General features: G+C 69.0%; 21 protein-coding genes. 10 read left to right on the top strand and 11 right to left on the bottom strand.

Annotated elements, in window-relative coordinates; genetic code table 11:
* Window positions 1–15 precede the first annotated feature (15 nt).
* Window positions 16–366 (top strand): hypothetical protein, encoded by a 351-nt coding sequence (locus BM333_RS12135; RefSeq protein WP_092311930.1) that lies wholly within the window; start codon window positions 16–18, stop codon window positions 364–366.
* 64 nt (window positions 367–430) lie between these two features.
* Here BM333_RS12135 and BM333_RS12130 read toward each other — a convergent pair whose 3' ends face one another.
* Entirely contained in the window at window positions 431–910 is a 480-nt protein-coding gene (locus tag BM333_RS12130) for a phasin family protein (RefSeq protein WP_092311927.1), read from the bottom strand.
* A gap of 277 nt (window positions 911–1187) precedes the next feature.
* On the opposite strand from BM333_RS12130, the gene BM333_RS12125 reads away from it, so the two are divergent.
* The 6 genes from BM333_RS12125 to BM333_RS12100 all read left to right on the top strand — a co-directional run bounded on the left by BM333_RS12125 (window position 1188) and on the right by BM333_RS12100 (window position 6131).
* Window positions 1188–2558 carry a D-alanyl-D-alanine carboxypeptidase family protein gene (locus tag BM333_RS12125; RefSeq protein ID WP_092311924.1) on the top strand — a complete coding sequence of 457 codons (1371 nt, stop codon included), beginning with the start codon at window positions 1188–1190 and terminating at the stop codon, window positions 2556–2558.
* A gap of 183 nt (window positions 2559–2741) precedes the next feature.
* A complete protein-coding gene (gene rpsF / locus BM333_RS12120; protein ID WP_092311921.1) occupies window positions 2742–3125 on the top strand; it encodes a 30S ribosomal protein S6 in 384 nt (127 codons plus the stop codon).
* Window positions 3126–3136: 11 nt separating this feature from the next.
* A complete protein-coding gene (gene rpsR / locus BM333_RS12115; RefSeq protein WP_092311918.1) occupies window positions 3137–3412 on the top strand; it encodes a 30S ribosomal protein S18 in 276 nt (91 codons plus the stop codon).
* Window position 3413: 1 nt separating this feature from the next.
* Window positions 3414–3998, top strand: coding sequence for a 50S ribosomal protein L9 (gene rplI, locus BM333_RS12110; RefSeq protein ID WP_092311915.1), 585 nt, complete (start codon window positions 3414–3416; stop codon window positions 3996–3998).
* 140 nt (window positions 3999–4138) lie between these two features.
* On the top strand, window positions 4139–4519 hold the full coding sequence (locus tag BM333_RS12105; protein ID WP_092311912.1) for a hypothetical protein: 381 nt from the start codon (window positions 4139–4141) through the stop codon (window positions 4517–4519).
* Window positions 4520–4640: 121 nt separating this feature from the next.
* Window positions 4641–6131: a replicative DNA helicase gene (locus BM333_RS12100; RefSeq protein ID WP_092311910.1), complete on the top strand. Its 1491-nt coding sequence runs from the start codon at window positions 4641–4643 to the stop codon at window positions 6129–6131.
* 4 nt (window positions 6132–6135) lie between these two features.
* Here BM333_RS12100 and BM333_RS16175 read toward each other — a convergent pair whose 3' ends face one another.
* The 7 genes from BM333_RS16175 to BM333_RS12065 all read right to left on the bottom strand — a co-directional run bounded on the left by BM333_RS16175 (window position 6136) and on the right by BM333_RS12065 (window position 15234).
* Window positions 6136–6483: a glycine zipper 2TM domain-containing protein gene (locus BM333_RS16175; protein ID WP_092311907.1), complete on the bottom strand. Its 348-nt coding sequence runs from the start codon at window positions 6481–6483 to the stop codon at window positions 6136–6138.
* Window positions 6484–6543: 60 nt separating this feature from the next.
* On the bottom strand, window positions 6544–7359 hold the full coding sequence (locus BM333_RS12090; RefSeq protein ID WP_092311904.1) for a carbohydrate ABC transporter permease: 816 nt from the start codon (window positions 7357–7359) through the stop codon (window positions 6544–6546).
* A complete protein-coding gene (locus BM333_RS12085) occupies window positions 7356–8315 on the bottom strand; it encodes a carbohydrate ABC transporter permease (protein WP_092311901.1) in 960 nt (319 codons plus the stop codon). The genes BM333_RS12090 and BM333_RS12085 overlap by 4 nt, the downstream gene beginning before the upstream one ends.
* On the bottom strand, window positions 8312–9583 hold the full coding sequence (locus BM333_RS12080; protein WP_092311898.1) for an extracellular solute-binding protein: 1272 nt from the start codon (window positions 9581–9583) through the stop codon (window positions 8312–8314). The genes BM333_RS12085 and BM333_RS12080 overlap by 4 nt, the downstream gene beginning before the upstream one ends.
* Window positions 9580–11016, bottom strand: coding sequence for a glucoamylase family protein (locus tag BM333_RS12075; protein WP_092311895.1), 1437 nt, complete (start codon window positions 11014–11016; stop codon window positions 9580–9582). The genes BM333_RS12080 and BM333_RS12075 overlap by 4 nt, the downstream gene beginning before the upstream one ends.
* Before the next feature lie 88 nt (window positions 11017–11104).
* Window positions 11105–14164 carry a TonB-dependent receptor gene (locus BM333_RS12070; protein WP_092311892.1) on the bottom strand — a complete coding sequence of 1020 codons (3060 nt, stop codon included), beginning with the start codon at window positions 14162–14164 and terminating at the stop codon, window positions 11105–11107.
* Window positions 14164–15234: a LacI family DNA-binding transcriptional regulator gene (locus tag BM333_RS12065; RefSeq protein WP_092311889.1), complete on the bottom strand. Its 1071-nt coding sequence runs from the start codon at window positions 15232–15234 to the stop codon at window positions 14164–14166. Before BM333_RS12065 ends, BM333_RS12070 begins: the two co-directional genes overlap by 1 nt.
* Before the next feature lie 256 nt (window positions 15235–15490).
* Between BM333_RS12065 and BM333_RS12060 the strand changes: the two genes are divergently transcribed.
* Window positions 15491–16861 carry a GH1 family beta-glucosidase gene (locus BM333_RS12060; protein ID WP_092311885.1) on the top strand — a complete coding sequence of 457 codons (1371 nt, stop codon included), beginning with the start codon at window positions 15491–15493 and terminating at the stop codon, window positions 16859–16861.
* A 3-nt stretch (window positions 16862–16864) separates the two neighbouring features.
* Here the strand turns inward: BM333_RS12060 and BM333_RS12055 are convergent, their stop codons facing one another.
* Entirely contained in the window at window positions 16865–18391 is a 1527-nt protein-coding gene (locus tag BM333_RS12055; protein ID WP_092311881.1) for a carboxylesterase/lipase family protein, read from the bottom strand.
* Between the two features lie 75 nt (window positions 18392–18466).
* Here BM333_RS12055 and BM333_RS12050 point away from each other — a divergent pair, with 75 nt between their 5' ends.
* Together BM333_RS12050 and BM333_RS12045 are read left to right on the top strand one after the other, a co-directional pair.
* Complete coding sequence (locus BM333_RS12050; protein ID WP_281246054.1) at window positions 18467–20008, top strand: sensor histidine kinase; 1542 nt, start codon at window positions 18467–18469, stop codon at window positions 20006–20008.
* Window positions 20005–20382 carry a response regulator gene (locus tag BM333_RS12045; protein WP_092311878.1) on the top strand — a complete coding sequence of 126 codons (378 nt, stop codon included), beginning with the start codon at window positions 20005–20007 and terminating at the stop codon, window positions 20380–20382. The genes BM333_RS12050 and BM333_RS12045 overlap by 4 nt, the downstream gene beginning before the upstream one ends.
* On the opposite strand, the gene BM333_RS12040 is transcribed toward BM333_RS12045, so the two are convergent.
* Both BM333_RS12040 and BM333_RS12035 read right to left on the bottom strand, forming a co-directional pair.
* Window positions 20379–21962 carry a phytoene desaturase family protein gene (locus BM333_RS12040; protein ID WP_218151459.1) on the bottom strand — a complete coding sequence of 528 codons (1584 nt, stop codon included), beginning with the start codon at window positions 21960–21962 and terminating at the stop codon, window positions 20379–20381. The genes BM333_RS12045 and BM333_RS12040 overlap by 4 nt on opposite strands.
* Before the next feature lie 66 nt (window positions 21963–22028).
* Complete coding sequence (locus BM333_RS12035; RefSeq protein WP_092311874.1) at window positions 22029–22898, bottom strand: DUF817 domain-containing protein; 870 nt, start codon at window positions 22896–22898, stop codon at window positions 22029–22031.
* Between the last annotated feature and the right edge of the window lie 44 nt (window positions 22899–22942).

Below are 22942 nucleotides of genomic sequence, written 5' to 3'. Positions count from 1 at the left end.
GCACAGACTTTCGCCATGGACCGGCGCCTCTTCCTCCAGGCCTATGTCGCCGCCGACGGATACCCGCAGACGCTGCAATCCGCGGAGTCGCTGATCCGGCGGATCGGCTCCGTGGCCGCCGTGCGGGAATGCCGGGTGAGGCCCTACAACAAGTTCGAGGACCAGTACGGGGTCTGGCTGGACCTCGACGCCGCGCGGCCGGCCGCCGCCTTCGAGGCCCTGCTGGCGGATCTCGCCCAGGGATGGCGCGCCGAAGGCGAAGGTGGCGAGCGGTTCGCCGTCTGGGACGGGCGCCTCCACGGGGCCGCCTTCCTGCCGGCCCTTCGCTGGCTGCACCTGAACCTGCACCCGGCCGCCGACGACTGACGCGAAAAAGGCCCCCGGGATCGCTCCCGGAGGCCCTTCGTTCGCTGTGAAGAAGCGGGACGCCTTAGCGGGCGGCCTGGAACTTCTCGACCGAGGCGGTGACCCGCTCGTTGATCGGCTTGAAGCTGTCCTTCACCGAGGCGGTGAAGACGTCGGTCATGCGGGTGACTTCCGCGAGGTAGCTCTCGGCGGCGGTCTTGGCCCACGAGGTCTGCAGCTCGACCAGTTCCTGCACCGAGCGGGCGGCGGCCAGCGACTGGGCGGCGGCGACGCCGTCTTCCCAGCTCTTCTTGCCGTAAGCGAGGGTCTGGGCCGAGATCGCCTCGGCGCCCTTCTGGGCGGCGGTGGCCGAGGCGACCAGCGCCTCGAGGTTCTTCTTGCCCTCGGCGTTCAGTTCGGCGAGGCCGGCGACGGACTTGTCGACGCCTTCGCGGAACGCCTGGGCGCCGGCGGCCTGGATCTTCTCGGCCTGGGCCTGGACCTTGTCGGCGGCGACCTTGGCGGTGTCGGCGGTCTTCTTCACGGTTTCGGCGCTGTCGGCCATGGGAGTCTCTCCTGAACCTGTCGCGGCTTGGCCGCTTGTGATCGTTCCGCAGCAGGTTTCCGCTGCGACAGCCGACATATGGTGCATGTGCGAACAAAGGTCAAGAAATATTGTGCAGCGCAACATGCTCGCTGCGCCTGTAGGGCGAACCGGCTTCACAAATCCGTTGACGCCCTGTTTACCCTCATGAAACCCCGGGGACGCATGTTACGTTTTTGATCAGCGTCGCGCCGGGGGGCCGCCGTCGCGCCACAGTTACGAGGCCTGCGCTTTGCCGATGACTGCACTGATCCGTCGCGGATTCGTCACCCTGATCCTGATCGCCTCTCTGGCGCTGGTTCCGAGCACGCCGTCGCTGGTCGCGCAGTCGTCCGACAATCTCCGCTACGCCGCCATCGTGGTCGACGCCGAGAGCGGCGAGGTGCTGTTCGCCCGCCACGCCGACAGCCGGCGCTATCCGGCCTCGATCACCAAGGTGATGACCCTCTACCTCGCCTTCGAGGCCTTGGCCGAGGGTCGGGTCAAGCCGGACGACGTCATCACCGTGTCGCCCCACGCGGCGAGCCAGCCGCCGTCGAAGCTCGGCCTCGCGGCGGGCCAGACCATCACCCTCGACGACGCCATGAAGGCGACCGCCGTGCGCAGCGCCAACGACATGGCGGTGGCCATCGCCGAGCACGTCGGCGGCTCGCAGGAGCGCTTCGCCGCGCAGATGACGCTGAAGGCCCGGGAGCTGGGGATGACCCAGACCCGCTACGTCAACCCGAATGGCCTTCCCGACGCGCGACAGCTGACCTCGGCGCGCGACCTGGCCATTCTCGCGCGGGCGGTGATGCGCGACTATCCCCAGTACTACCGCTATTTCGGCATGCACGACTGGGTCTACCAGGGTCGCGAGTACCGCAACACCAACGGCCTGCTGCGCACCGGGCTCGGCTACGACGGGATGAAGACCGGCTACACCAATGCGTCCGGCTACAACCTCGCGGCCTCGGCCGTGCGCGACGGCAAGCGGCTGATCACCATCGTCCTCGGCGGCCGCACCACCGCCAGCCGCAACGCCCACGTGGCGGAACTGATGAACACCGGCTTCGAGGTCGAGCGGGCCCGCGCCAACGGCCAGCTCATCCGCGTCGCCCAGACGTATTTCGAGGAGCGCGGCTTCGGCATCGGTTCCGACAACGGCGGCCCTGTGCAGTACGCCTCGCTCGAGCGCGAAGAGTCGGACCGGAGCACCGTGACCTACGCCTCGCTGCCCTCGACTCCGGCGACGCCGGCGCCCGCTCCGGCCGAGACCCGCACCGTGGCCGCCCTGTTGCGCGCCGACGCCGCCGCCTCGGACGTCACCGCCGCGCTGAACGGCGCCCCGGCGGCCCCGACCCGGACGACGCGCCCGGCCCCGCGCCAGACCGACGACGGCTGGATGGTCCAGGTGGGCGCCTTCCGCGACGAGGCTGTGGCGCGCGACTGGCTGACCGAGGTCAACCGCCGCTTCCGCGGCCAGTTCGCCAACGCCGAGCGCACCGTGCAGAACGCCTCCGGCTGGTACCGGTCCCGTTTCACCGGCATGACCGAAGCCACCGCCCAGGCCGCCTGCGCTGCGCTCGCCGAACGTCGGGTGACCTGCATGGTGGTGCGGCCGGAGTAATCCCGCCGCCCGCCTTGCCCGCCGCCGGCTTTTCCCCTATACGCCGCCGCTTTCCAGGGCTTCGGTCCCGGCGCGGAACGCCAAAGGGTGCGGACAACCGGTCCGGCCGCCGCTTCGGGAACCATCGTGGAACGGACTGAACCCGGTCCGCCCGCGCCGACGCCCACAAGGGAGAACTGCCGCATGGCTCTTTACGAGCACACGGTCATGACGCGCCAGGACATCTCGGCGCAGCAGGCCGAAGCGCTGAACGACACCATCAAGGCTCTGATCGAGGAGAACGGCGGCGCCGTCGCCAAGATCGAGTACTGGGGTCTGCGCAACCTGACCTACCGGGTCAAGAAGAACCGCAAGGCGCACTACTCGCTCCTCGCCGTCGACTGCCCGCCGGCCGCCATGGCCGAAGTCGAGCGCCAGCTGTCGATCAACGAGGACGTGCTGCGCTGGCTGACCGTCCGCGTCGAGGAACTCGACCTCGAGCTGTCGCCGCTGCTCGCCCGCCGCGAGCGTGAACGTGAACGCGAGCGTGAGCGCGGTCCGCGCGACGACGCCGCCGAAGCCGCCTGAGGAACCGGATCATGACCGATACCACCGCCCCGACCCCGGGCGCGCCGGCCGGCTCCGGCCCGGCCCGCCGCCCGTTCTTCCGCCGCCGCAAGGTGTGCCCGTTCTCCGGCCCGAACGCGCCGAAGATCGACTACAAGGACGTCAAGCTCCTGCAGCGCTACATCTCCGAGCGCGGCAAGATCGTCCCGTCGCGCATCACGGCCGTTTCCCAGAAGAAGCAGCGCGAACTGGCCAAGGCCATCAAGCGCGCCCGCTATCTGGCCCTCCTGCCCTACGTGGTGAAGTAAGATGAAGGTCGTTCTGCTGGAACGCGTCGAGCACCTCGGCGCCATCGGCGACGTCGTCACTGTCAAGGACGGCTTCGCCCGCAACTTCCTTCTGCCGCGCGACAAGGCCCGCCGGGCCACCGCCGCGAACCTGAAGGCCTTCGAGGTCGAGCGCGCCGCCATCGAGGCGCGTAACGAGAAGAACAAGGCCGACGCGCAGAAGATCGCCGACAAGATCGACGGCCAGACCTACGTCATGATCCGCCAGGCGGGCGAGACCGGTCAGCTGTACGGTTCGGTCGCCGGTCGCGACGTCGCCGAAACGGTCCAGGCCGAGGGCGGCAAGATCGAGCGTTCGCAGGTCGTGCTGCACACGCCGATCAAGACGCTGGGCGTCCACGACGTGCTGGTTCGCCTGCACGCCGAGGTGCTGGCCACCGTCAAGGTCAACGTCGCCCGTTCGGCCGACGAGGCCGAGCGCCAGGCGCGCGGCGAGGACGTCATCCGCTCGCAGTTCGACGACGAGCGCCTGGCCGCCGAACAGGCCGCCCAGGACATGATCGCCGGCGGCGCCGGTCAGCAGGAGAACCTGGGCCAGGAAGCCTGATCGGCTTCAGGTCGAAGGATCAGGAGGCGCGGTCTTCGGACCGCGCCTCTTTTTTTGCTCGCCAACCCGCGTTCAGCGAGCGTCCGGCGGCAATTTCGGCCATAGTCCCCGACAGCGTGGCAAGGACGCAGGGGAGACTCATGATCCGCACCATCAGCCTCGGGGCGGCGATCGCCCTTTTCGCCGCCTCGGCGCCCGACCTCGCGCAGGCGCAGACGCGGACGCTCGACGCCTTTGTCGCCGAGGCCAATCGCGTCCCGAGGAACGCGACGGCCGCCTTCCGCCCGAGCGCGAGGCGGCTGTTGAACGAGGGCGGGACCGCCATGCGCGAAGTCATCGAAGAGGCCCGGGCGGCCCGCGCGGCCGGTCGCCCGACGGCAGCCTGTCCGCCCGAGCGGGTCGAGGTGGACGCAGGCCAGCTGCTCGGCTTCTTCAACGCCATCCCCCCGTCGCGCCGTGCGCGGATGAGCGTGCGCGACGGCTTCCGCGAATGGCTCGCCTCCCGCCACCCGTGTCGCTGACCCGGCCGGGCTGATCCGTCTGCGGAATTCCGGACTGCCCACAACGACCCCCCGACTGTCCCCGGCCAACCTTGCGTCCGCGCATGTCGTATCGCGCCTGTAGGGGTAAGACATGACCCCGATGAACGCTCTCGCCCCCCTGCCCTTCCCGACGTCCGCGGATCCTTCGTCGATCCCGTCGCTCCCCCACAACCTCGAGGCCGAGCAGGCGTTGCTCGGCGCGCTGATGTTCGACAACGCCGTGTTCGAGCGGCTCAGCGACCGGCTGCGCGGCAGCCACTTCTACGAGCCCTTTCACCAGCGGCTCTACGACGCCATTGAGGATCACATCCGCCAGGGCATGCTGGCCGAGCCGACCATCCTGATGGAGCGGTTCAAGCAGGATCCGGCCTTCCAGGAGTTCGGCGGCCTGCGCTACCTCGCCGACCTGGTCGACCGCGCTCCGCCGGCGGCCAACGCCCCTGACTACGCCCGCGTCGTCTACGACCTCGCCCTGCGCCGCGACCTGATCCGCATCGGCGGCGAGATCATCAAGGAGGCTCCGGCCCCCGAAACGCCGGCCATCGACCAGATCGAGAGCGCCGAGCAGCAGCTCTACACCCTGGCCGAGACCGGCAAGCCGTCCTCGGGCTTCGTCAGCTTCTCGCACGCGCTGTCGGGCGCCGTGCAGATGGCCGCCGAGGCCTACCAGCGCGACGGCAAGCTGGCGGGGCTGGCCACCCACCTCGACGATCTCGACCAGAAGCTGGGCGGGCTGCATCCGTCCGACCTGCTGATCCTCGCCGGCCGCCCGTCGATGGGCAAGACGGCGCTGGCCACCAACATCGCCTTCAACGTCGCTCGCAACTACCGCTGGGAGCCGACGCCGGAGGGCCGCAAGACCGTCAACGGCGGCGTCGTCGCCTTCTATTCGCTGGAAATGTCGGCCGAACAGCTGGCCATGCGTATCCTCGCCGACGCCTCGGGCGTCTCCTCGGACAAGCTGCGCAAGGGCGAGATCGACGCCGCCGACTTCGGACGCATCCGCGACGCCGCCGTCGAGATCGGCGAAAGCCCGCTCTACATTGACGCCACCGGCGGCCTGTCGATCTCCAAGCTGGCCGCCCGCGCCCGCCGCCTGAAGCGGATGGAGCACGGCCTCGACCTGATCATCGTCGACTACCTGCAGCTGGTCACCACCGGCGAGGGAAACAGCCAGAAGAACCGGGTGCAGGAGGTCTCCGAGATCACCGGCGGCCTGAAGGCCCTGGCCAAGGAGCTCTCGGTGCCGATCATCGCCCTGTCGCAGCTGTCGCGTCAGGTCGAGCAGCGCGAGGACAAGCGGCCCCAGCTGTCCGACCTGCGCGAATCCGGCTCGATCGAGCAGGACGCCGACTGCGTCATGTTCGTCTACCGCGAGAGCTACTACCTCGGCCGCGCCGAGCCGCGCGAGGGCACCGAGGAGCACCTCAAGTGGCAGGAGGACATGGACCGGCTGCGCAACCAGGCCGAGGTCGTCATCGGCAAGCAGCGTCACGGCCCCATCGGCATCGTCAAGCTGAGCTTCGACGCCGACACCACCAAGTTCGGCAACCTGGCCCACGGCCAGCGCTACGACAGCTACGGGGACTGAGACCCTACCAGTAGCGCGGATAGTCGCCGTAGCGGGGGACCCGCTGATAGCCGTAGCGGCCATCGGTATTGTAGCCGCCGAACCCGTAGCCGCAGGGGTCGTCCTCGGCCGACAGCTGGTGGCCGAGCAGGGCGCCGGCCGCCGCGCCGATGGCGGCTCCCTTCTCCCGGTCGTCGTCGCCGGCCACCGCGGCGCCGATGGCTCCGCCCAGCACCGCGCCGGCGGCCATGGCGCGATTGCGGTTCTCGGCATAGTCCCGTTCGCAGGCCGAGGCGTAACGGTCCGTGGTGGCGCAGCCGGCCAGCACAGCCGCGGCGGAGGCCGTGGCGGCGAGGATCAGGAAACGTGTCATCGGTCTCTCCTCCTCCCCCGCAAGCCCAACACCGTCGCCGCGGCACAGGTTCCGGCCGGTTCAGCCCTTGACGCTGCCGGCCAGCATGCCGCGGATGTAGTAGCGCTGCAGGGCGAGGAAGAGGATCAGCACCGGCGCCACCGTGATCACCGCACCGGCCATCATCATCTCGATGTCCTGCACATGCTCGCGCGACAGGGCCGCCAGCGCCACCGGCAGGGTGTAGTTCGACTGGTCGGTGAGGATGATCAGCGGCCACAGGAAGTCGTTCCAGCTGCCGAGGAAGACGAACAGGGCCAGCGTCACCACGATCGGCTTCAGGCTGGGCAGGACGATGCGCCGGAATATCTGCCCTTCCGAGGCGCCGTCCACCCGCGCCGCCTCCAGCATTTCGTCGGGGATCGACAGGGCGTACTGGCGGACGAGGAACAGACCGAAGATCGAGGCCAGCCACGGGACCAGCGCCCCGGCGTAGGTGTTCACCAGTCCCATGCCCTTCAGCATCAGGAACAGCGGCAGGGTGCCGATCTGCGCCGGCACCACCAGCGCCGCCACCAGCAGCTGGAACAGCCGTTCGCGACCGCGGAAGCGAAGCTTGGCGAAAGCGTAGCCGGCCGGGACCGTGAACAGCAGGGCGAGGATCGTGGCCAGGGTCGCGAGCACGACGCTGTTCAGCAGGTACCGTCCCATGCCCTGGGTCACGAACAGCTCGCGATAGTGCTCGAGCGTCCACGTGGACGGCAGCAAGGGCGGCGGGAAGTTGGCGGCCTCGCCCGTGGACATGAAGCTGACCGACACCATCCACGCCAGCGGGAACAGCACGACCAGCGCGATCACGGCGACGGCGAGGTTCAGCAGGAGGGCGCGGGGCTTCATTCGTAGGCCCCCACCCGCTTCGCCACCCACAGCTGCACCAGGGTGACGGCGAGGATGCACAGGAACAGGATGAAGGCCACGGCGCTGGCGGAGCCGAGGTTCCACCATTTGAAGCCCTCCTCGTACATGAAGTAGAGCACCGTCACCGTGGACTGGGCCGGCCCGCCCTGGGTCATGACGTAGGGCTCGGCGAACAGCTGGAAAAAGCTGGCCACCGAGATGATCGAGACCAGCAGCACGGTCGGCGCGATGGCCGGCAGGGTGACATGCCGGAAACGGCTCCACGGCCCGGCCCCGTCGATCCGCGCCGCCTCATACAGATCGTCCGGCACCGTCTGAAGAACCGCCAGGAAGATCAGCATGTTGTAGCCGAAGATCTTCCACACCACGAACATCAGGATGGCCGGGATCGAGGTCGAGGGGTCGCCCAGCCAGTCCACCGCCGGCAGGCCGACCGAGGTGATCGCCCAGTTGATGACGCCGTAACGGGTGTGCAGCAGGTAGTTCCACAGCACCGCGGTGGCGACCAGGGTGGTGACGAAGGGGGCGAAGAAGATCACCCGCCACACCGGCCGCCACTTCACCGTCCGGTCGTTCAGGATCACCGCCGCCAGCAGCGAGGCCGCGATCGACAGGGGCACGCCGAACAGGGCGAACAGGCCCGTGTTCCTCATCGCCCCCCAGAACAGGGGATTGGCGAACAGCCGCTCGTAGTTCTGCAGCCCGACGAAACGGAGGTTGGCGAGGTCGGCGAGCGCGTAGATGTCGAAGTCGGTCAGGCTGAGCAGCAGCGCCGCGGCCACCGGAATGCAGAAGAACAGGCCGATGGCGATCAGCGCCGGCGCGAGGAAACCCCACGCCGCCCGCTCCCGGGCGCGGAACTGCGACGGTCGCCGTGACGGCCGGCCCGCCGCCTCCGCCTCGACCTTCGCCGCGTTCAGGCGGATGTCGGTCATGCCCGCCCCCGCTCCAGCATCCAGCGGCGCTTCTCCAGCAGCCGGTCGGCCCGGCGGTCGATCTCGGCCCCGGCCTGTTCAGGCGTGAACTCGCCGCGCACCATGCGCTCGGCGACGATCTGCATCTCGGTGACGATGCGCTCCCACTCGGGCACCTTGGGCACGGCCTCGGCTCGCGCCAGCTGCCCCTCGAAGGCGGCAATGTAGGGATCGTTCGCCACCGTCGGCGTCTCCCAGGCGCTGCGCCGCGCCGGCAGGTCGCCGGTGATCTCGTTGAACCGCGCCTGCACCGCCGGATCGGACAGGAACCGCACCAGTTTCCACGCCGCCTCCTGACGGGGCGACGAGCGGAACACCACCAGCGACGAGCCGCCGGGGGCCGAGGCGCCGGGTCCGTCCGGACCGGGCACGCCCGAGGTCATCCACTGCGTCCCGGGACTCAGCCGGTTGCGGAAGTCGCCGATGGTCCAGGGGCCGGAGAAGTAGAAGCTGAACCAGCCGCGCTCGAACTCGGTCCAGACGTTGGAGATCTGCGCCGCCGAGGCCACCGGGGCCAGGTCCTCGTCGAACAGGCTCCTGTAGAAGGCCAGCGCGGCCACGAAAGACGGGCTCGAGAAGTTGCCCCGCGTCCCCTCCTCCCGCAGCAACGGCTCGTCGCCCTGCAGGCCGAAGGTCAGCAGTTGCTCGAACTCGTTGAGCGGCAGCAGCACCGCGTACTTGTCGGGACCCACCACCCGCTTCACCGCGTGCATCGCCTGTTTCCAGCCCGCCCAGGTCGGGGGCACAGCGGGGTACCCCGCTTCGGCCAACAGGTCGCTGCGATAGAAGATCAGCCGGGTGTCGACGTACCACGGCGTCGCCACCGGACGGCCGTCGATGCGGTTGGTCTCCAGCACCGCGGGGAACTGGTCGGTCAGCAGATCCGAGGCGAAGGCCGGCAAGGGGCTGATCGCGCCGATCGCCTCCATCTCCGACACCCAGGTGTTGCCCACCTGGCTGACGTCCGGCAACGAGTCGCCGGCGTAGGCGGTCAGCAGTTTCTGATGCGCTGCGGTCCACGGCAGGGCCTGGACGTCGACCCGGATGCCCGGGTTCAGCCGCTCGAACTCAGGCAGGATCTGCGGGACGTGGGTCGCCTCGTTGCCCATGGCCCAGAAACGAAGCCGCACCCCCCCGCCGTCGCCCGCCCCGCACCCGGCCAGCCCCGACGCGGCGGCCCCGGCCATCAGGCCGAGCGTCGCGCGCCGGTCCGGCCGGAACGGGATCATGCGCGATCCAGCCAGCCGCCGGTGAAGCCGGCGACCCTGAGTCCGCGGGTGATGTTCGGTTCGCCGCGCATCCGCCGCCACACGGCGTCGGTGCGATGGTTCTCGATCTGGATCACGATCGGGCCCTGGTCGATGCCCAGGTAGTCGCCGTCGACCCATCCCACACCCGGCACGATCCGGCCATGCCGCAGCTCGCGGTCGGTCGCGGCCAGGGTCGGGTTGAACGAGTCGAGGAAGCCGTACTCGGTGTAGATCGCCGCCCCGTAGCGCGTCTTCATCGCATGGAAGCAGGCGGTGACCTCGGCCGGCGCGAACGGCATGGAGCCGAGCGCCGCGGTCGGCGCCAGGGTCCCGTCGTCGCGCTCGCCGGGTCCGCGCGCGGAGTAGCTGAAGAACTGCCGTTCGCGCCCGTCGATGACCTGCCGGAAGTCCCCCGGCCCGTCACAGGCGGTCAGGCCCCAGACGTCGGCCGAATAGCCGGCCCAGCCCATCGGGTTGCGGATCGCGTAGTTCCGTTGCGCCGCCACCGCGCGGACGCTGTTCTGGAAGTAGTCGAAGCCCGGAATCTCGGCCTGCTTCGACCGCATGAATTCGTCGTGGATGCCGCGGAAGTCCACGAAGATGTGGCTGTACTGGTGGCCGAACAGCGGCGCGAAATGCAGGTGCGCCGGACCGTACTCGTCGGTCCAGCTGCGGTCGTAGACGCCGCACCATTCGTCCCACACCGCCTTCGGCAGCGGATGGGTGGGACTGCCCATGGCCAGCAGCAGCACCAGCATGCCCTCGTTGTAGACGTTCCAGTCGGCCTCGATGAAGCCGCGCTCGGGCCGCCAGCCCATGGTGATGCGGTTCGGGCGGATCTCGGTCCAGTCCCACTCGACCCGCTCGTAGATGGCCTGGGCCAGCCGCCGGATCTCGGCCTCGTCGGCATGGTCGCCGTCGAACCAGCGCGCCGCGAACAGCATGCCGCCCAGCAGCAGGGTGGTGTCGACCGTCGACAGCTCGGTGTCTCGGTAGCGGTGGCCCGTCTCCATGTCGAGGAAGTGGTAGAAGAAGCCCTTGTGGCCGGTCACGCCGGTCGCCTGCGGCCCCTGCGGCGCCTCGTGGAAGAAGCGCAGGGTGATCAGGGTCCGCTCGCGCGCCTCCTCGCGCGTCATCCAGCCCCGCTCCACGCCGATCGGCCAGCAGGTCAGGGCGAAGCCGACGGCGGCGATGGAGGCGAACGACCGTCGCGGCCACCGGTCGGGGGTCAGGCCGTTGTCGCGGTTCGTGACGTGCACGAACCAGTCGAAGGTCCGGCGCTGCAGTTCGTCGATCCCCGGGTCGACGGTCGGAGAACGCCCGGGTCCCTGGGCGAAGGGCGTGGCGCACCCGGCCGCGGCCATGGCCGCAGCCGCCATCGTGGATCCCATCAGGAAGTTGCGACGATCCATGCCGGTCACCCTACTCCAAACGCATACTGAGGAAAAAAAATCGGCCGCCCTCGCCGGAGCGAAGGCGGCCGTCAGGCTCAGGAGACGATCACCAGGCGTAGCGCATGCCCACCTGGAAGGTCCGGGTCGGGAACAGCACCGCGCTCGGCTGGCCGAAGTTCGGGTTCGGATTGGCCGCCGACCCCGTGCCGCCGTCGAAGCCGGTGTAGTTCCGGAAGTTGAAGACGTTGATGGCGTCCACGAAGAGCTCGAGCTCCGACCCGTTGCCGATCTCGAAGTTCTTGGTCAGGCGCAGGTCCAGGTTCCGGTAGGCGAAGGCGTTCGGAATGATGAAGCTGTGCTGCTCCGGACGACCGGCGTAGGGCCGGTAGTAGAACTGCGAGCCGGTGCCGTCGAAGACGTTGAACGGCGTCCCCGACCCAAGGGTCAGGATCCCCGACAGCTGGAAGTCCAGCGGCAGGTCGACGATGCCGTTGGCGACGATGCGATGCCTCTCGTCATTGGCGGACGAGCGCATCGGCGAGGTCTCGACCGAGAAGCAGTCGAAGCAGAAGTTGTCGTTGCCGCCGTTCTGCAGCGACTCCGAGAGGGTGTAGGCGAGGTTGAAGCCCCAGCCGGAGGCGGCCGTGTAGGGCTTGTCGGCCTTCAGATAGAGGGCCGTGAACTCGCGCTCCTTGTTGTGATCGGAGACGAAGTAGCCGCGATAGGGGTTCGTCCCGCTCGGCCCGCAGAAGCCGCCGTTGTCGCCGAACCCGTCGCCGTCGTTCGGACGGTTCGGCTCGCGGCAGCGGGTGAGGTACTGCCAGGTGAATTCGTTGTCGGTCTTGCCATAGGCGACCGTGAGTTCCGTCTGCCAGTCGCCGAAGCGCTGGCGAACGCCGAGGTTGAACTGGTCCGTGCGCGGCGGCTCGAAATCGTTGTCGAGGAGGAAGACCTCCCCGCGTCCGGGGAAGGTGTCGAGCACGGAGTCGAGACCCGCCACGGTGCGGTAGGATTCCTGCCACAGGATCGGGTCGCCCGCGTCACCCGGCGTATCGACGCCCGGGCCCGGATCGCGATCTTGGCCGAGCGGACGCCCGGTCGTCGAGAAGAACACCTCCTGACGGAAGTCGAACGGCTTGACGATCTCGTCGAACGAGAAGTTGAACTGGACGCGGTCATAGTACCGGCCGGCGCCGCCGAAGATCACCGTCGAGCGATCGCCGAACAGATCATAGGAGAAGCCGATCCGCGGCTGGAAAGCGCCGGCGAACGGATCGCGGTTGTCGCCCGTCGAGATGTAGTCGTCGCGATTGAACCAGCTCGGCGCATAGCCCGCGGGCTTCCCGCCGTCCGTCGAAGCGATCCACTGGTCGAGGCCGTCGATCACCGACTGCGGGGTGACGTAGTCGTTGTTGTTGGCGTTGTCCTCGTAGTCCCAACGGATGCCGAGGTTCAGCTCCAGCCTGTCGGTGATCTGCCAGTCGTCCTGGATGTACAGGCCGATGACGTTGTTGGTCAGGTCGACCGAGGGGAAGGCGTTGCCCAGTTCGACCCGGTACGGGACGGTGGTGCTGCCGCTCAGCTCAGGCCGCCCGTCGACGTCGTAGTAGAACAGCGGGTTCCGTCCGAACTCCTTGGTGACCTGGTAGTTCTGGCGCGAGAACTTGCCGCCCAGCTTGATCGTGTGGAAGCCGTTCCACTCGATGTCGTTGAAGGTCAGGTCGTTGCGGAAGGTCAGGACCTCGTCGACGATGTCCTGGCGGCTGTCGGCTCCGCCAAGATTCAGGATCGCGCTGCCGCCCCTCGGGTTCACGGGCTGCGCAGGGTCGAAGTAGCGATAGGTCTCGCCGACGTCGCTGAAGTTCACCGCCTGCGGGTTGTAGTTGTACTCGCGGTAATTGACGGCGAACTCGTTCAGGAAGGCGTCGGTCGTCCACTGGTGGCGGCCGTTGACGTTCAGGGTGGTCTGGTTCAGCTGCGAGGCGCGCTCGACCGAGTTGGCGCCGCCGATGCCGCGGGTGTCGAACTCGTCGCGCCAGGTGACGCTCAGGTCCAGCAGATGGCCGTCCATCGGCTGCCAGCTCAGCTTGCCGAAGTACAGGTCTTCCTCGAACGGCACGCCGAAGGTGCCGATGTAGTCGGCGAACTGCGTCTGGAAGCGCGGCTCCTGGCGGCCCAGGTTCACGGTCGCGGCGCGGCCCTCTTCCTTGCGCTCGTAGGTGCCGAAGAAGTGCAGCCGGTCCTGGATGATCGGCCCGCCGAGGGCGAAGCCGTACTGCTGCACCTCCAGCGGCGGCTGCTCGTCGCCGCGGCGCTCGGAGAACACGTCCTGGGTGATGAACTCCTGGTCGCGGTAGGTGCCGAACACCTCGCCGTGGAACTCGTTGGTGCCCGAGCGGGTGACGGCGGTGATGATCGCCGACGACGCCTGCTCGTACTCGGCCTTGAAGTTCTGGCTGACGACCCGGAACTCCTGGATGCCGGCCTGCGGGAAGGGGTTGCCGCGGCTGTCATCCTGGCCGGCGATGCCGCCGTCGATGATGTTCGACTTCAGGCTGGCGCCGTCGATGAAGGCGTTGACCGACTCGGCGCGCTGGCCGCCGGCGGTGATGGTCTGCTCCTGCTCGTTCACCGACACCCGGACGCCCGGCGCCAGGGCGGCGAAGTTCAGGAAGTTGCGGTTGATCTGCGGCAGGGTCTGGATCTGCTGGGTGGTGACGTTGGTCGCCACCTCCGGGGTGCGGACCTCGGCCAGACGCCGGCCGGTGACCACGACTTCGCCGAGGGTGGTGGTGTCGGTCTCCGACACGACCGTCGTTCCGCCGCCGATCGCCAGATCCAGCTCGCCCACCTGGCCGACGCCGATGGTGACGACCTCGCTGGCGGTCTCGCCGTCGGTGGTGGTCACGGTGATCTCGTAGGTGCCCGGCCGCAGGCCCGACAGCACGTAGCCGCCGCTGCTGTTGGCGGTGGTCCGGGAGGTGAAGCCGGTCGCGACGTCGCGGGCCACGACCTGGGCGCCGGCCTCGGCGACGGCGCCCTCGGTCACACTGCCGCGGATCGTGGAAGTCGCGACCTGCGCGGCGGCGCCGCCGGCGGCCGACAGCGAGATCGCCATGGCGAGGGCGGAAGCCGCCCCGAAATAGAGTCTGGATTTGCGGGTCATTACGGGTTCTCCCCCTCTGGAAGCGGAACGGCGGCCGCCGCGCTGGCGCGGCTTGCCCGGGTCGGGTTCTGGGTCGCCGGATTGGTGGAAGGCCGAACGACCAGTTGGGGTCGCACGACTTCGCAGGCGGCGTCGGCGTCGGCCGCGCCTGCGGATTGGATGAGCTTCACCAGCCGTTCGAGGGCGCTGCGGCCCATCTCGGCGATGTTGATCCTGAGCGTGGTCAGGCCGGGGTGGACCAGGCCTGCGAGCGGAACGTCGTCGAAACCGACCACGGCCAGATCCTCGGGCACGCGCACCCCCGCCTCCTGGAGCGCCAGCATGGCGCCGATCGCCATGTTGTCGTTGGCGGCGAAGACGCCGTCGGGTCGCGTCGCCATGGCGGCCAGCTGCACCCCGGCCTCATGGCCCGACGCCTTGGTGAAGGCGCCGTCGACCACCGTCGTGGGCAGGCCGGCCGCGGCCATGGCTTCCAGATAGCCCGCCAGACGCGCTTCGGCCTCGAGGTTGCCCGTCGGCCCGGCGATGTGGGCGATCCGGCGGCGTCCGGTGGCGATCAGGTGCTCGACCGCGGCGACCGCCCCGCCATGGTTGTCGACCACGATCGACGGCCGTCCGGCGTCGGCTCCGGCGTTCATCAGCAACACCGGCAGGCGTCCGGCGAGACTGCCGGCGAGGTTGGCCGCGCCGAGGTGCGGCGACAGCACGATCAGTCCGTCGACCCGCCCGCGCATCGAACGGATCGCGGCCGACGCCTCCTCGGCGTCGTCATGCGACGACGAGACGATCAGGTGATAGCCCAGCGCCCGGGCCGCGAGGTCCATGCCCCGGATCAGCTCCGAGAAGTATTCGCCGTACAGGTCGGGCAGGATCACCCCGACCGTGCTGGTCTTGCTGGTCGACAGGCTGCGCGCGCCCGAATGCGGCACGTACTGCAGCGCCTCGACCGCTTCCATCACCCGTTTCCGGGTCGCGTCGGTCACCGGCCCGGCGCCCGTCAGGACGCGCGAGACCGAGGCCACGGACACGTCCGCGCGGCGCGCGACATCGCGAATCGTGGCGGGCTTCATGCCTCGCCGCCCGCGCCGGTGGACTGCGTCCTCATCTGTGGCAAAGGATCCGCTCCCTGGAAGGTCCGGTCCCGGCCCGCTTGCCGCGGGTCCGTCCGTAAGTTTCCTTGTAACCGATTACATGACACACTGGTCATGCCCCCCGCAAGTGCCCTAGTTTGGCCACACCGCGGTTGTGGTCAGCCGGACACAGGCGTACCCACAGCCCGCGAAATCCGCTTCCGCGTTCTGCTTCCAGTTGTCGAGATTCTCATCCATGTCCTCAGAAACCACCCGCAGCTATCGCTTTCCTGAGGGTTTTCTGTGGGGAGCCGCGACGGCCGCCTATCAGATTGAAGGCTCCTCGATGGCCGACGGCGCAGGGGAGTCGATCTGGGACCGGTTCAGCCACACCCCGGGCAACATGAAGGACGGCGACACCGGAGACGTGGCCTGCGACCACTACAACCGGTGGCGCGAGGATATCGAACTGATGAAGCGCCTGAACCTCCAGGCCTACCGATTCTCGGTCAGCTGGAGCCGGGTGATTCCCGAGGGCCGCGGCGCCATCAATGCAAAGGGCCTCGACTTCTACGACCGCCTCGTCGACGGCCTGCTCGAGGCGGGCATCGAGCCGCTGGCCACCCTCTATCACTGGGATCTGCCGGCGGCGCTGGATGACCGCGGCGGCTGGCTGAACCCGGACATCGCCGACTGGTTCGCCGACTACGGCCAGGTGCTGTTCGAGACGTTCAAGGGCCGGGTGAAGACCTGGGGCACCATCAACGAGCCCTGGGTCATCGTCGACGGCGGCTACCTGCACGGCGCCCTCGCCCCGGGCCACCGCTCGGCCTTCGAGGCGGTGATCGCCGGCCACAACGTCCTCCGCGCCCACGGCGCCGCGGTGAAGCGCTTCCGTGAAGTGGGCGAGGGCCGGATCGGCATCGTCCTCAACATCGAGCCGAAGTACCCCGCTTCCGACAAGCCGGAGGACGAGGCCGCCCGCAAACGCGCCGAGGCCCAGATGAACCGCTGGTTCCTCGATCCCCTGATGGGGCGCGGCTACCCCGAGGAGCTGAAGGACGTCTACGGCGAGGCCTGGCGCGAGTTCCCGCGGGAGGACTTCGAGCTCATCGCCGAGCCGACCGACTGGATGGGGCTGAACTGGTACACCCGCGCCGTTCCCGAGAACGCCCCTGACGCCTGGCCGGTCCGCGCCCGTCCGGTGAAACAGGTCCAGCACGCCCACACCGAGACCGGCTGGGAGGTCTACCCCCCCGCTTTCACCGACACCCTCGTCTGGCTCTCCGAACAGACGGGCGGCAAGCTGCCGCTGATGGTCACCGAGAACGGCTCGGCCTGGTACGACCCCCCCCACGCCATCGAAGGCCGCATCCACGACCCGATGCGGGTCCACTATCTGCAGACCCATCTGAAGGCGATGCACGACGCCATCGGCAAGGGCGTGCCCCTGCGCGGCTACATGGCCTGGTCGCTGCTCGACAACCTCGAATGGTCGCTGGGCTACTCCAAGCGCTTCGGCATCACCCACGTCAACTTCGCCACCCAGGAGCGGACCATCAAGGACTCGGGCCTGCTCTACGCCGAGGTGATCAGGAGCCACGGCGAAGTGCTGGACACCCTCTGAGCTTCACCGCACCCGCGCGTAATAAGCCTCGATCAGGTCCAGCCGCTCCGCGAACGGCACGGCCTTCGCCACCGGCCCCTCGTTGGTGAACTCCAGCAGCCGGTCCGGCTCGGCCCCGAACTCGGGCCAGGCCTGGCGCATCCCGCCGTTGGGATCGCCGGCGCGGGCGAAGGTGGTCCAGTAGGCGGCCATCTGGTCCGCCTGCCGCTGGTCCATCTCGGCGGTCGGCCACGGCGAGGCTGTCAGGTTGTCGAAGACGTACTGCCGCTCCGAAGCGTGGGTCGCGCCCTCATGCGGCTCCGGCATGGCCGCCGACACCACGTCGAAGCGATACAGGTACGTCGGGTGGCCGTTCCGCGCATGCAGCCGGGCGAGATGGCGCGCCGGCTCGTTGAACACCAGGTCGCTGAGCACGTGGGCGTCATAGCCCGCCTGCCCGCCGTAGGCCCGCAGGAAGTCCGATCGCTCCCCGGGCGTCATGGCGTCGTCCAGCGCGCCGTAGGGACTGAGATCCGACGGCTTCATCCACCAGAACTCGGCGCTGTTGGTCCCGATGATCAAGGGTACAGGCGCTTCGCGACCGGCGGCGAATGCGGCCTCGACATCCTCCGTCACATAGGTCCCGTCGCGCACCAGCAGATCGCCGCCGTAGAAGTTCGGCGCCGGCCGCAGGAAGGCCTCCGCCGGAAGGGCGCGCAAGGCATCGGCCGTGGTCGCGCCATGCGCCGCCGCGAACGCCTGTCCCCTTGCTTGCAGGGACGGGCCGCCGTCGCGCCGCGGGCCATCCAGCGGCGTGCCCTCGTCCCGTCCCAGGCCGGACTGCACCACCGCCCGGTGGAACAGCCCTCGCGCCTCGGGCGAGATCATCAGCCGCGTCGTCAGCGCGCCGCCGGCTGATTCGCCGAAGATGGTCACATTGCCCGGGTCGCCGCCGAAGGCGGCCGCGTTGTCCCTGACCCACCGCAGGGCCGCGACCACGTCCATCATCCCGTAGTTGGCCGCCGGCTCCTCCGGCTCCCGCTCCGCCGCCAGCGCCGGATGATCGAAGAATCCCAGCCGCCCCAGCCGGTAGTTCAGGGTCACCACCACCACGCCCCGCCTCGCCAGTCGGGTTCCGTCGTACAGCGCCGCCGTGCCGGAACCGTTGTTCAGTCCGCCCCCATGGATCCAGACCATGACGGGAACCGGCTCCGCCCGCTCGACGGGCGCCCAGACGTTCACCGTCAGGCAGTCCTCGCTCATCGGCAGCGGCCCGACGCCGTTGTCGCCATTCGCCGGCGGTTGGATGCAGATGGCCCCGAGGCGCGAGGCGTCGCGCGGCCCGGTCCACGGTTGCGCCGGATGCGGCGGCCGCCAGCGCTGGTTCCCCACCGGCGGCGCCGCATAGGGAAGCCCCTTGAACGAGGCGACGCCGTCCGCCTCGCGACCCACCACCAGTCCCTCCGCGACGCGCACTTCCGCCGGTCGGACATCTGCGGCGGCGGGCGGCGTGACACTCATCAGGGCGACGATCAGACTGGTCAGAAACATGCGGCCACGATAACCACTTCTCCGCTCAAGCCAATTTGCGACAGGGGAGAACCGGACGGCGGTTTTCGCGTTAGCGTGGCTGTAGGGGCGGGGCCGCACTTGAAAGAACTGGCGATAACCGGAGCGATCGATGCGGACCTCGCGGCCGCGTTCGAAGCCTCTCCGAACCCCTACATGCTGCTGACGCCCGAGCTGCGCTACGCCGGCATGAACTCCGCCTATCTGGCCGCCGTCGGCGCGCGGCGCGAAGACCTGCTGGGGCGCCCCTTGTTCGAGGTGTTCGACGCCGGTCCGACCGATCAGGGTCGCGAGAACGCCCGCCAGTTGCGCGCCTCCTTCGAGCGGGTGCTGAGGGAGAACCGTAGGGATCATCTCGCCCTGATCCGCTACGCCCTCCCCGCCACCGGTCCGGACGGCGAGACCACCTTCGAGGAGCGCTTCTGGTCGGCGACCCACACGCCGATCCACGACGCCGACGGGCGCATCGCCTACATCCTTCAGCACACCACCGACATCACCGAGCTGGAGCAGCTCCGCCGGCGGGTCGCGGGCGCCGATCGCAAGCGCGCCATCAACGCCATTCTCAGCGGCAACGTGCTGCAGCGCGCCGAGCACGTGCAGGAGGCCAACCGTCAGCTGGAGACCGAACGGAACCGGCTGCTCGACATGTTCATGCAGGCCCCCGGGTTCGTGGCGGTGCTGTCCGGCCCCGACCATGTCTTCCAGATGCACAACGCCGCCTATGCCCAGCTGATCGGCCACCGCGACATCGCCGGCAAGCCGGTGCGCGAAGCCCTGCCGGAGGTGGTGGGTCAGGCCTACATCGAGCTGCTGGACTCGGTCTACGCCACCGGCGAACCGCACGAGGGCCGCGCCAGCCGGGTCGAGCTGCAGCGGTCCCCGGACGCTCCGCTCGAGACGGTCTGGCTGGACTTCATCTACCAGCCGATCCGCGACGATTCAGGCGGCGTGATCGGCATCTTCGTCCAGGGCCACGACGTTACCGGCACCGTCCTCGCCGCCGAACGCCAGAAGCTGATGATCGACGAGCTGAACCATCGGGTGAAGAACACCCTGGCGACGGTGCAGTCGATCGCCATGCAGACCGCCCGCTCGCACGAGGATCCCCGGAGCTTCGCCGAGAGCTTCCAGGCCCGGCTGCTCGCCCTCTCGCACACTCACGACCTGCTCACCCGCAGCCACTGGGAGGGCGCGGATCTGCGCGCCATCCTCGAGCACGAGACCGCGGCCCACGGCCCCCACCGGATCAGTCTGGTCGGGCCGCCGGTGGCCCTGGAGCCCTCGCCCGCCCTGTCGTTCGGCATGATCTTCCACGAACTGGCCACCAACGCCGCGAAGTACGGCGCCCTGTCGGCGCCGGACGGGCAGGTGTTCGTCGACTGGGCTGTTTCCGACCTGACGAAGCCGGTGCTGCACCTGACTTGGCGTGAGCGCGGCGGCCCGCCCGCGGCGACGCCGACGCGCAAGGGGTTCGGCAGCCGACTGATCGAACGCAATGTCCGCCACGATCTGGCGGGCACGGTCGAACTGGACTACGCAGACGCCGGTTTCTGTGCGGAATTTTCGGTCCCCCTGGACCGCGGGAGGGTGTCATGAGCGAGGCGTTGGCGGGTCGTCGCATTCTGGTCGTGGAGGACGAATCCCTCGTCGCCATGCTGCTGGAGACCATTCTCGAGGATATGGGCTGCACCCCGGTCGGGCCGGCCGCCACGGTCGACGACGGGCTCGCCCTCGCCACCGATGGCGAGCGCCTCGACGCCGCCCTGCTGGACGTCAACGTGGCCGGCCGGCAGGTGTTTCCAGTGGCCGAGATCCTGCAGCGCAACGGCGTGCCCTTCGTCTTCTCGACCGGCTACGGCGAAGGCGGTCTGCCCGACCAGTGGCGCGGCCATCCGACGATCCAGAAGCCCTTCACCGAGGCGGCCGTGCGGGACGCGCTGATGAAGGCGATGGGCGTGGCGGAAGTCTAGCGGCGCGAGCCCAGATCCTTCAGCACCGCCCGCGCCGCATTGTGGCCCGGGGCGCCCGTCACGCCCCCGCCCGGATGCGCGCCCGAACCGCACAGGTACAGCCCTGGAACCGGCATGCGATGGTCGGCGTGGCCCAGCACCGGCCGGGCGCTGAACAGCTGATCCAGCGTCAGCCGGCCATGGAAGATGTCGCCCCCGACCAGGCCGAAGCGCCGCTCCAGATCGCGCGGCCCCAGCGCCAGCCGACCGACCACCGAGGCCTTGAACCCCGGCGCATGGGCGTCGACCGTCTCGATCATCAGGTCCGCCACCGTCTCGCGGTGCTCGTCGCCCATGGTGGGATCGACATGCTGGCAGAACAGGCTGGCCACATGCTGTCCCGGCGGCGCCAGGCTGTCATCCAGCGTCGAGGGGATCAGCATCTCCACGATCGGCTCGTCTGACCATCCCTTCAGCCGCGCCGAGGCGTGCGCGCGGTCCATGTAGGCGAGGCTCGGCGCAACGATGATCCCGGCTGTCAGATGGTCACCCTGTCCCGGCAAGGCGGTGAAGTTCGGCAGCTCTGCCAGGGCGACGTTCATCCGGAACGTCCCCGACCCTGACTGATAGTTCCCGATCCGCTCGCGGAAGTCGGCCGGGACCACAGCGTCGTCCACCAGCCGCTCGAACAGCAGCCGCGGATGCAGGCTCGAGACCACCGCCCGCGCTCGCACCACGTCGCCGGCCTCGGTCACGGCCCCGACCGCCCGGCCCTTCTCCGTCAGCACCTCGGCGACGGGCGCCTCAAGCCGCACATCGACCCCGGCCTCGGCGCAGGCCTTGGCCATGGCCTGGGTGATCGCCCCCATGCCGCCGAGGGCGTGGCCCCAGACGCCCTTGCGGCCGTTCACCTCGCCGAACACGTGGTGCAGCAGCACATAGGCCGAGCCCGGCGTGTAGGGGCTGGCGTAGTTGCCGACCACGCTGTCGAAGCCGAACAGCGCCTTGATCGGATCGCTCTCGAACCAGCCGTCCAGCCAGTCGCCGGCCGACTTGGCGAACAGGTCCAGCAGGTCGCGCCGCCCCTCGACGTCCAGCCCCGCCGCCCGCCGGCCCAGCGATCCGGCCTTGAGCAGCTCCGGCAGCATGGCCATCCAGCCGCCCTCGACCACATTGGGCGGCGCCTTCAGGATCCAGTCGCGCAGGATCGCCGCCACGACCTCCAGCCGGCGCTCGTATTCCGGCAGCCGCTCCGCGTCCCGCGCCGAGAATTTCGCCACCTCCGCCTGGGTCCGCCCCTCCCCGGCCAGCAGATGCCGGCCGTCCGGCAGCGGGAGGAAGTTCGAGACCTTGCGCTCGACCACGGTCAGCCCGTGCCGGGCCAGCTCCATGTCGGCGATCACCTTCGGATTGAGCAGGCTGACCGTGTAGCTGGCGGTGGAGTTGCGGAAGCCCGGATGGAACTCCTCGGTCACCGCCGCCCCGCCGACCACGTGCCGCCGCTCCAGCACGGTCACCTTCAGCCCGGCCTTCGCCAGGTAGAAGGCGCAGACAAGGCCGTTGTGGCCGGCTCCGAGGATGACGACGTCGGTCATGGACATGGTTCTAGGTTCTAGGGACTAGGTGCTAGGGAAGAACGGCGACGCTGGCTCTCCCTCCCCTAGCACCTAGTCCCTAGGCCCTAGAACCTCCTCTTCGGGCCGGTGCACCAGCGACACCAGCACGACCGAGACGATCATCAGAAGGAACCAGCTGCCCAGCTTCTCGAACCCCACCATCTCCCAGCCGTCCGCCTGGCCCGGATAGGCCCAGGCCCGGCCGAAGGTCGCCAGATTCTCGGCGATCCAGATGAACAGGGCGACGAGGAGGTAGCCGAGCAGCAGCGGCATGGACCGCCGCCTTCGGTCCGCCGTGAAGTGGAACCACCCGCGCCCGAACAGCAGCGCCGTCGCCGCGAACAGCGCCAGCCGCACGTCCGGCAGCCAGTGGTGGGCGAAGAAGTTGACATAGACCGCCACCGCCAGCAGCCATGTCGTCCACAGGGGCGGATAGCGCGTCACCCGGATGTGGAAGATGCGCTGCACCCGGGCGATGTAGCTGCCGACCGCCGCATACATGAAGCCCGAGAACAGCGGCACCGCCCCGATGCGCAGGATGCTGTCCTCCGGATAGACCCACGAGCCGTGGTGGGTCTTGAACAGCTCCATCACCGTCCCGGCGAGGTGGAACAGGAAGATGACCCGCGCCTCTTCCCAACTCTCCAGCCGGAAGGCCAGCATCGCCGCCTGGATCGCCACCGCTCCGACCACCAGGAAATCGTAGCGCGAGACCGGCGCTCCTTCCGGCCACCACAGGAAGGTGGCCACGATCAGCGCCAGCATGGCCCCGCCGAACAGGCAGGCCCACCCCTGCTTCAGCCCGAACCACAGAAACTCGAAGGCATGGCCGCGCCAGCGCGAGCGGTCGGCCCACGCCTGGGCGTCGGTCAGGAGGCGGCGGCCCCAGGCTTCGACAGGCAGGCGGTGTGCGTCGGTCATGCGCCGACGCTAGCCGGAGCGGCGGGCGCTTCTCATGAGAGGAT

Origin of the sequence: Brevundimonas viscosa (assembly GCF_900116065.1) — a bacterium.
In the GTDB taxonomy this organism is placed as follows: Bacteria; Pseudomonadota; Alphaproteobacteria; order Caulobacterales; family Caulobacteraceae; genus Brevundimonas; species Brevundimonas viscosa.
Note: the sequence above shows the minus strand (reverse complement) of the source record. Positions and strands in the feature narration are given on the sequence as shown.

Excerpts from the sequence above, each read along its gene's own strand:
- BM333_RS12070 (WP_092311892.1), bottom strand. The coding sequence starts at position 14,164 with ATGACCCGCAAATCCAGACTCTATTTCGGGGCGGCTTCCGCCCTCGCC.
- rplI (WP_092311915.1), top strand. The coding sequence starts at position 3,414 with ATGAAGGTCGTTCTGCTGGAACGCGTCGAGCACCTCGGCGCCATCGGC.
- BM333_RS12100 (WP_092311910.1), top strand. The coding sequence starts at position 4,641 with ATGAACGCTCTCGCCCCCCTGCCCTTCCCGACGTCCGCGGATCCTTCG.
- BM333_RS12055 (WP_092311881.1), bottom strand. The coding sequence starts at position 18,391 with ATGTTTCTGACCAGTCTGATCGTCGCCCTGATGAGTGTCACGCCGCCC.
- BM333_RS12075 (WP_092311895.1), bottom strand. The coding sequence starts at position 11,016 with ATGGATCGTCGCAACTTCCTGATGGGATCCACGATGGCGGCTGCGGCC.
- BM333_RS12085 (WP_092311901.1), bottom strand. The coding sequence starts at position 8,315 with ATGACCGACATCCGCCTGAACGCGGCGAAGGTCGAGGCGGAGGCGGCG.
- BM333_RS12090 (WP_092311904.1), bottom strand. The coding sequence starts at position 7,359 with ATGAAGCCCCGCGCCCTCCTGCTGAACCTCGCCGTCGCCGTGATCGCG.
- BM333_RS12135 (WP_092311930.1), top strand. The coding sequence starts at position 16 with ATGGACCGGCGCCTCTTCCTCCAGGCCTATGTCGCCGCCGACGGATAC.
- BM333_RS12040 (WP_218151459.1), bottom strand. The coding sequence starts at position 21,962 with ATGTCCATGACCGACGTCGTCATCCTCGGAGCCGGCCACAACGGCCTT.
- BM333_RS12060 (WP_092311885.1), top strand. The coding sequence starts at position 15,491 with ATGTCCTCAGAAACCACCCGCAGCTATCGCTTTCCTGAGGGTTTTCTG.
- BM333_RS12035 (WP_092311874.1), bottom strand. The coding sequence starts at position 22,898 with ATGACCGACGCACACCGCCTGCCTGTCGAAGCCTGGGGCCGCCGCCTC.
- BM333_RS12065 (WP_092311889.1), bottom strand. The coding sequence starts at position 15,234 with ATGAAGCCCGCCACGATTCGCGATGTCGCGCGCCGCGCGGACGTGTCC.
- BM333_RS12045 (WP_092311878.1), top strand. The coding sequence starts at position 20,005 with ATGAGCGAGGCGTTGGCGGGTCGTCGCATTCTGGTCGTGGAGGACGAA.
- BM333_RS12080 (WP_092311898.1), bottom strand. The coding sequence starts at position 9,583 with ATGATCCCGTTCCGGCCGGACCGGCGCGCGACGCTCGGCCTGATGGCC.
- rpsF (WP_092311921.1), top strand. The coding sequence starts at position 2,742 with ATGGCTCTTTACGAGCACACGGTCATGACGCGCCAGGACATCTCGGCG.
- rpsR (WP_092311918.1), top strand. The coding sequence starts at position 3,137 with ATGACCGATACCACCGCCCCGACCCCGGGCGCGCCGGCCGGCTCCGGC.
- BM333_RS12125 (WP_092311924.1), top strand. The coding sequence starts at position 1,188 with ATGACTGCACTGATCCGTCGCGGATTCGTCACCCTGATCCTGATCGCC.
- BM333_RS12105 (WP_092311912.1), top strand. The coding sequence starts at position 4,139 with ATGATCCGCACCATCAGCCTCGGGGCGGCGATCGCCCTTTTCGCCGCC.
- BM333_RS12130 (WP_092311927.1), bottom strand. The coding sequence starts at position 910 with ATGGCCGACAGCGCCGAAACCGTGAAGAAGACCGCCGACACCGCCAAG.
- BM333_RS16175 (WP_092311907.1), bottom strand. The coding sequence starts at position 6,483 with ATGACACGTTTCCTGATCCTCGCCGCCACGGCCTCCGCCGCGGCTGTG.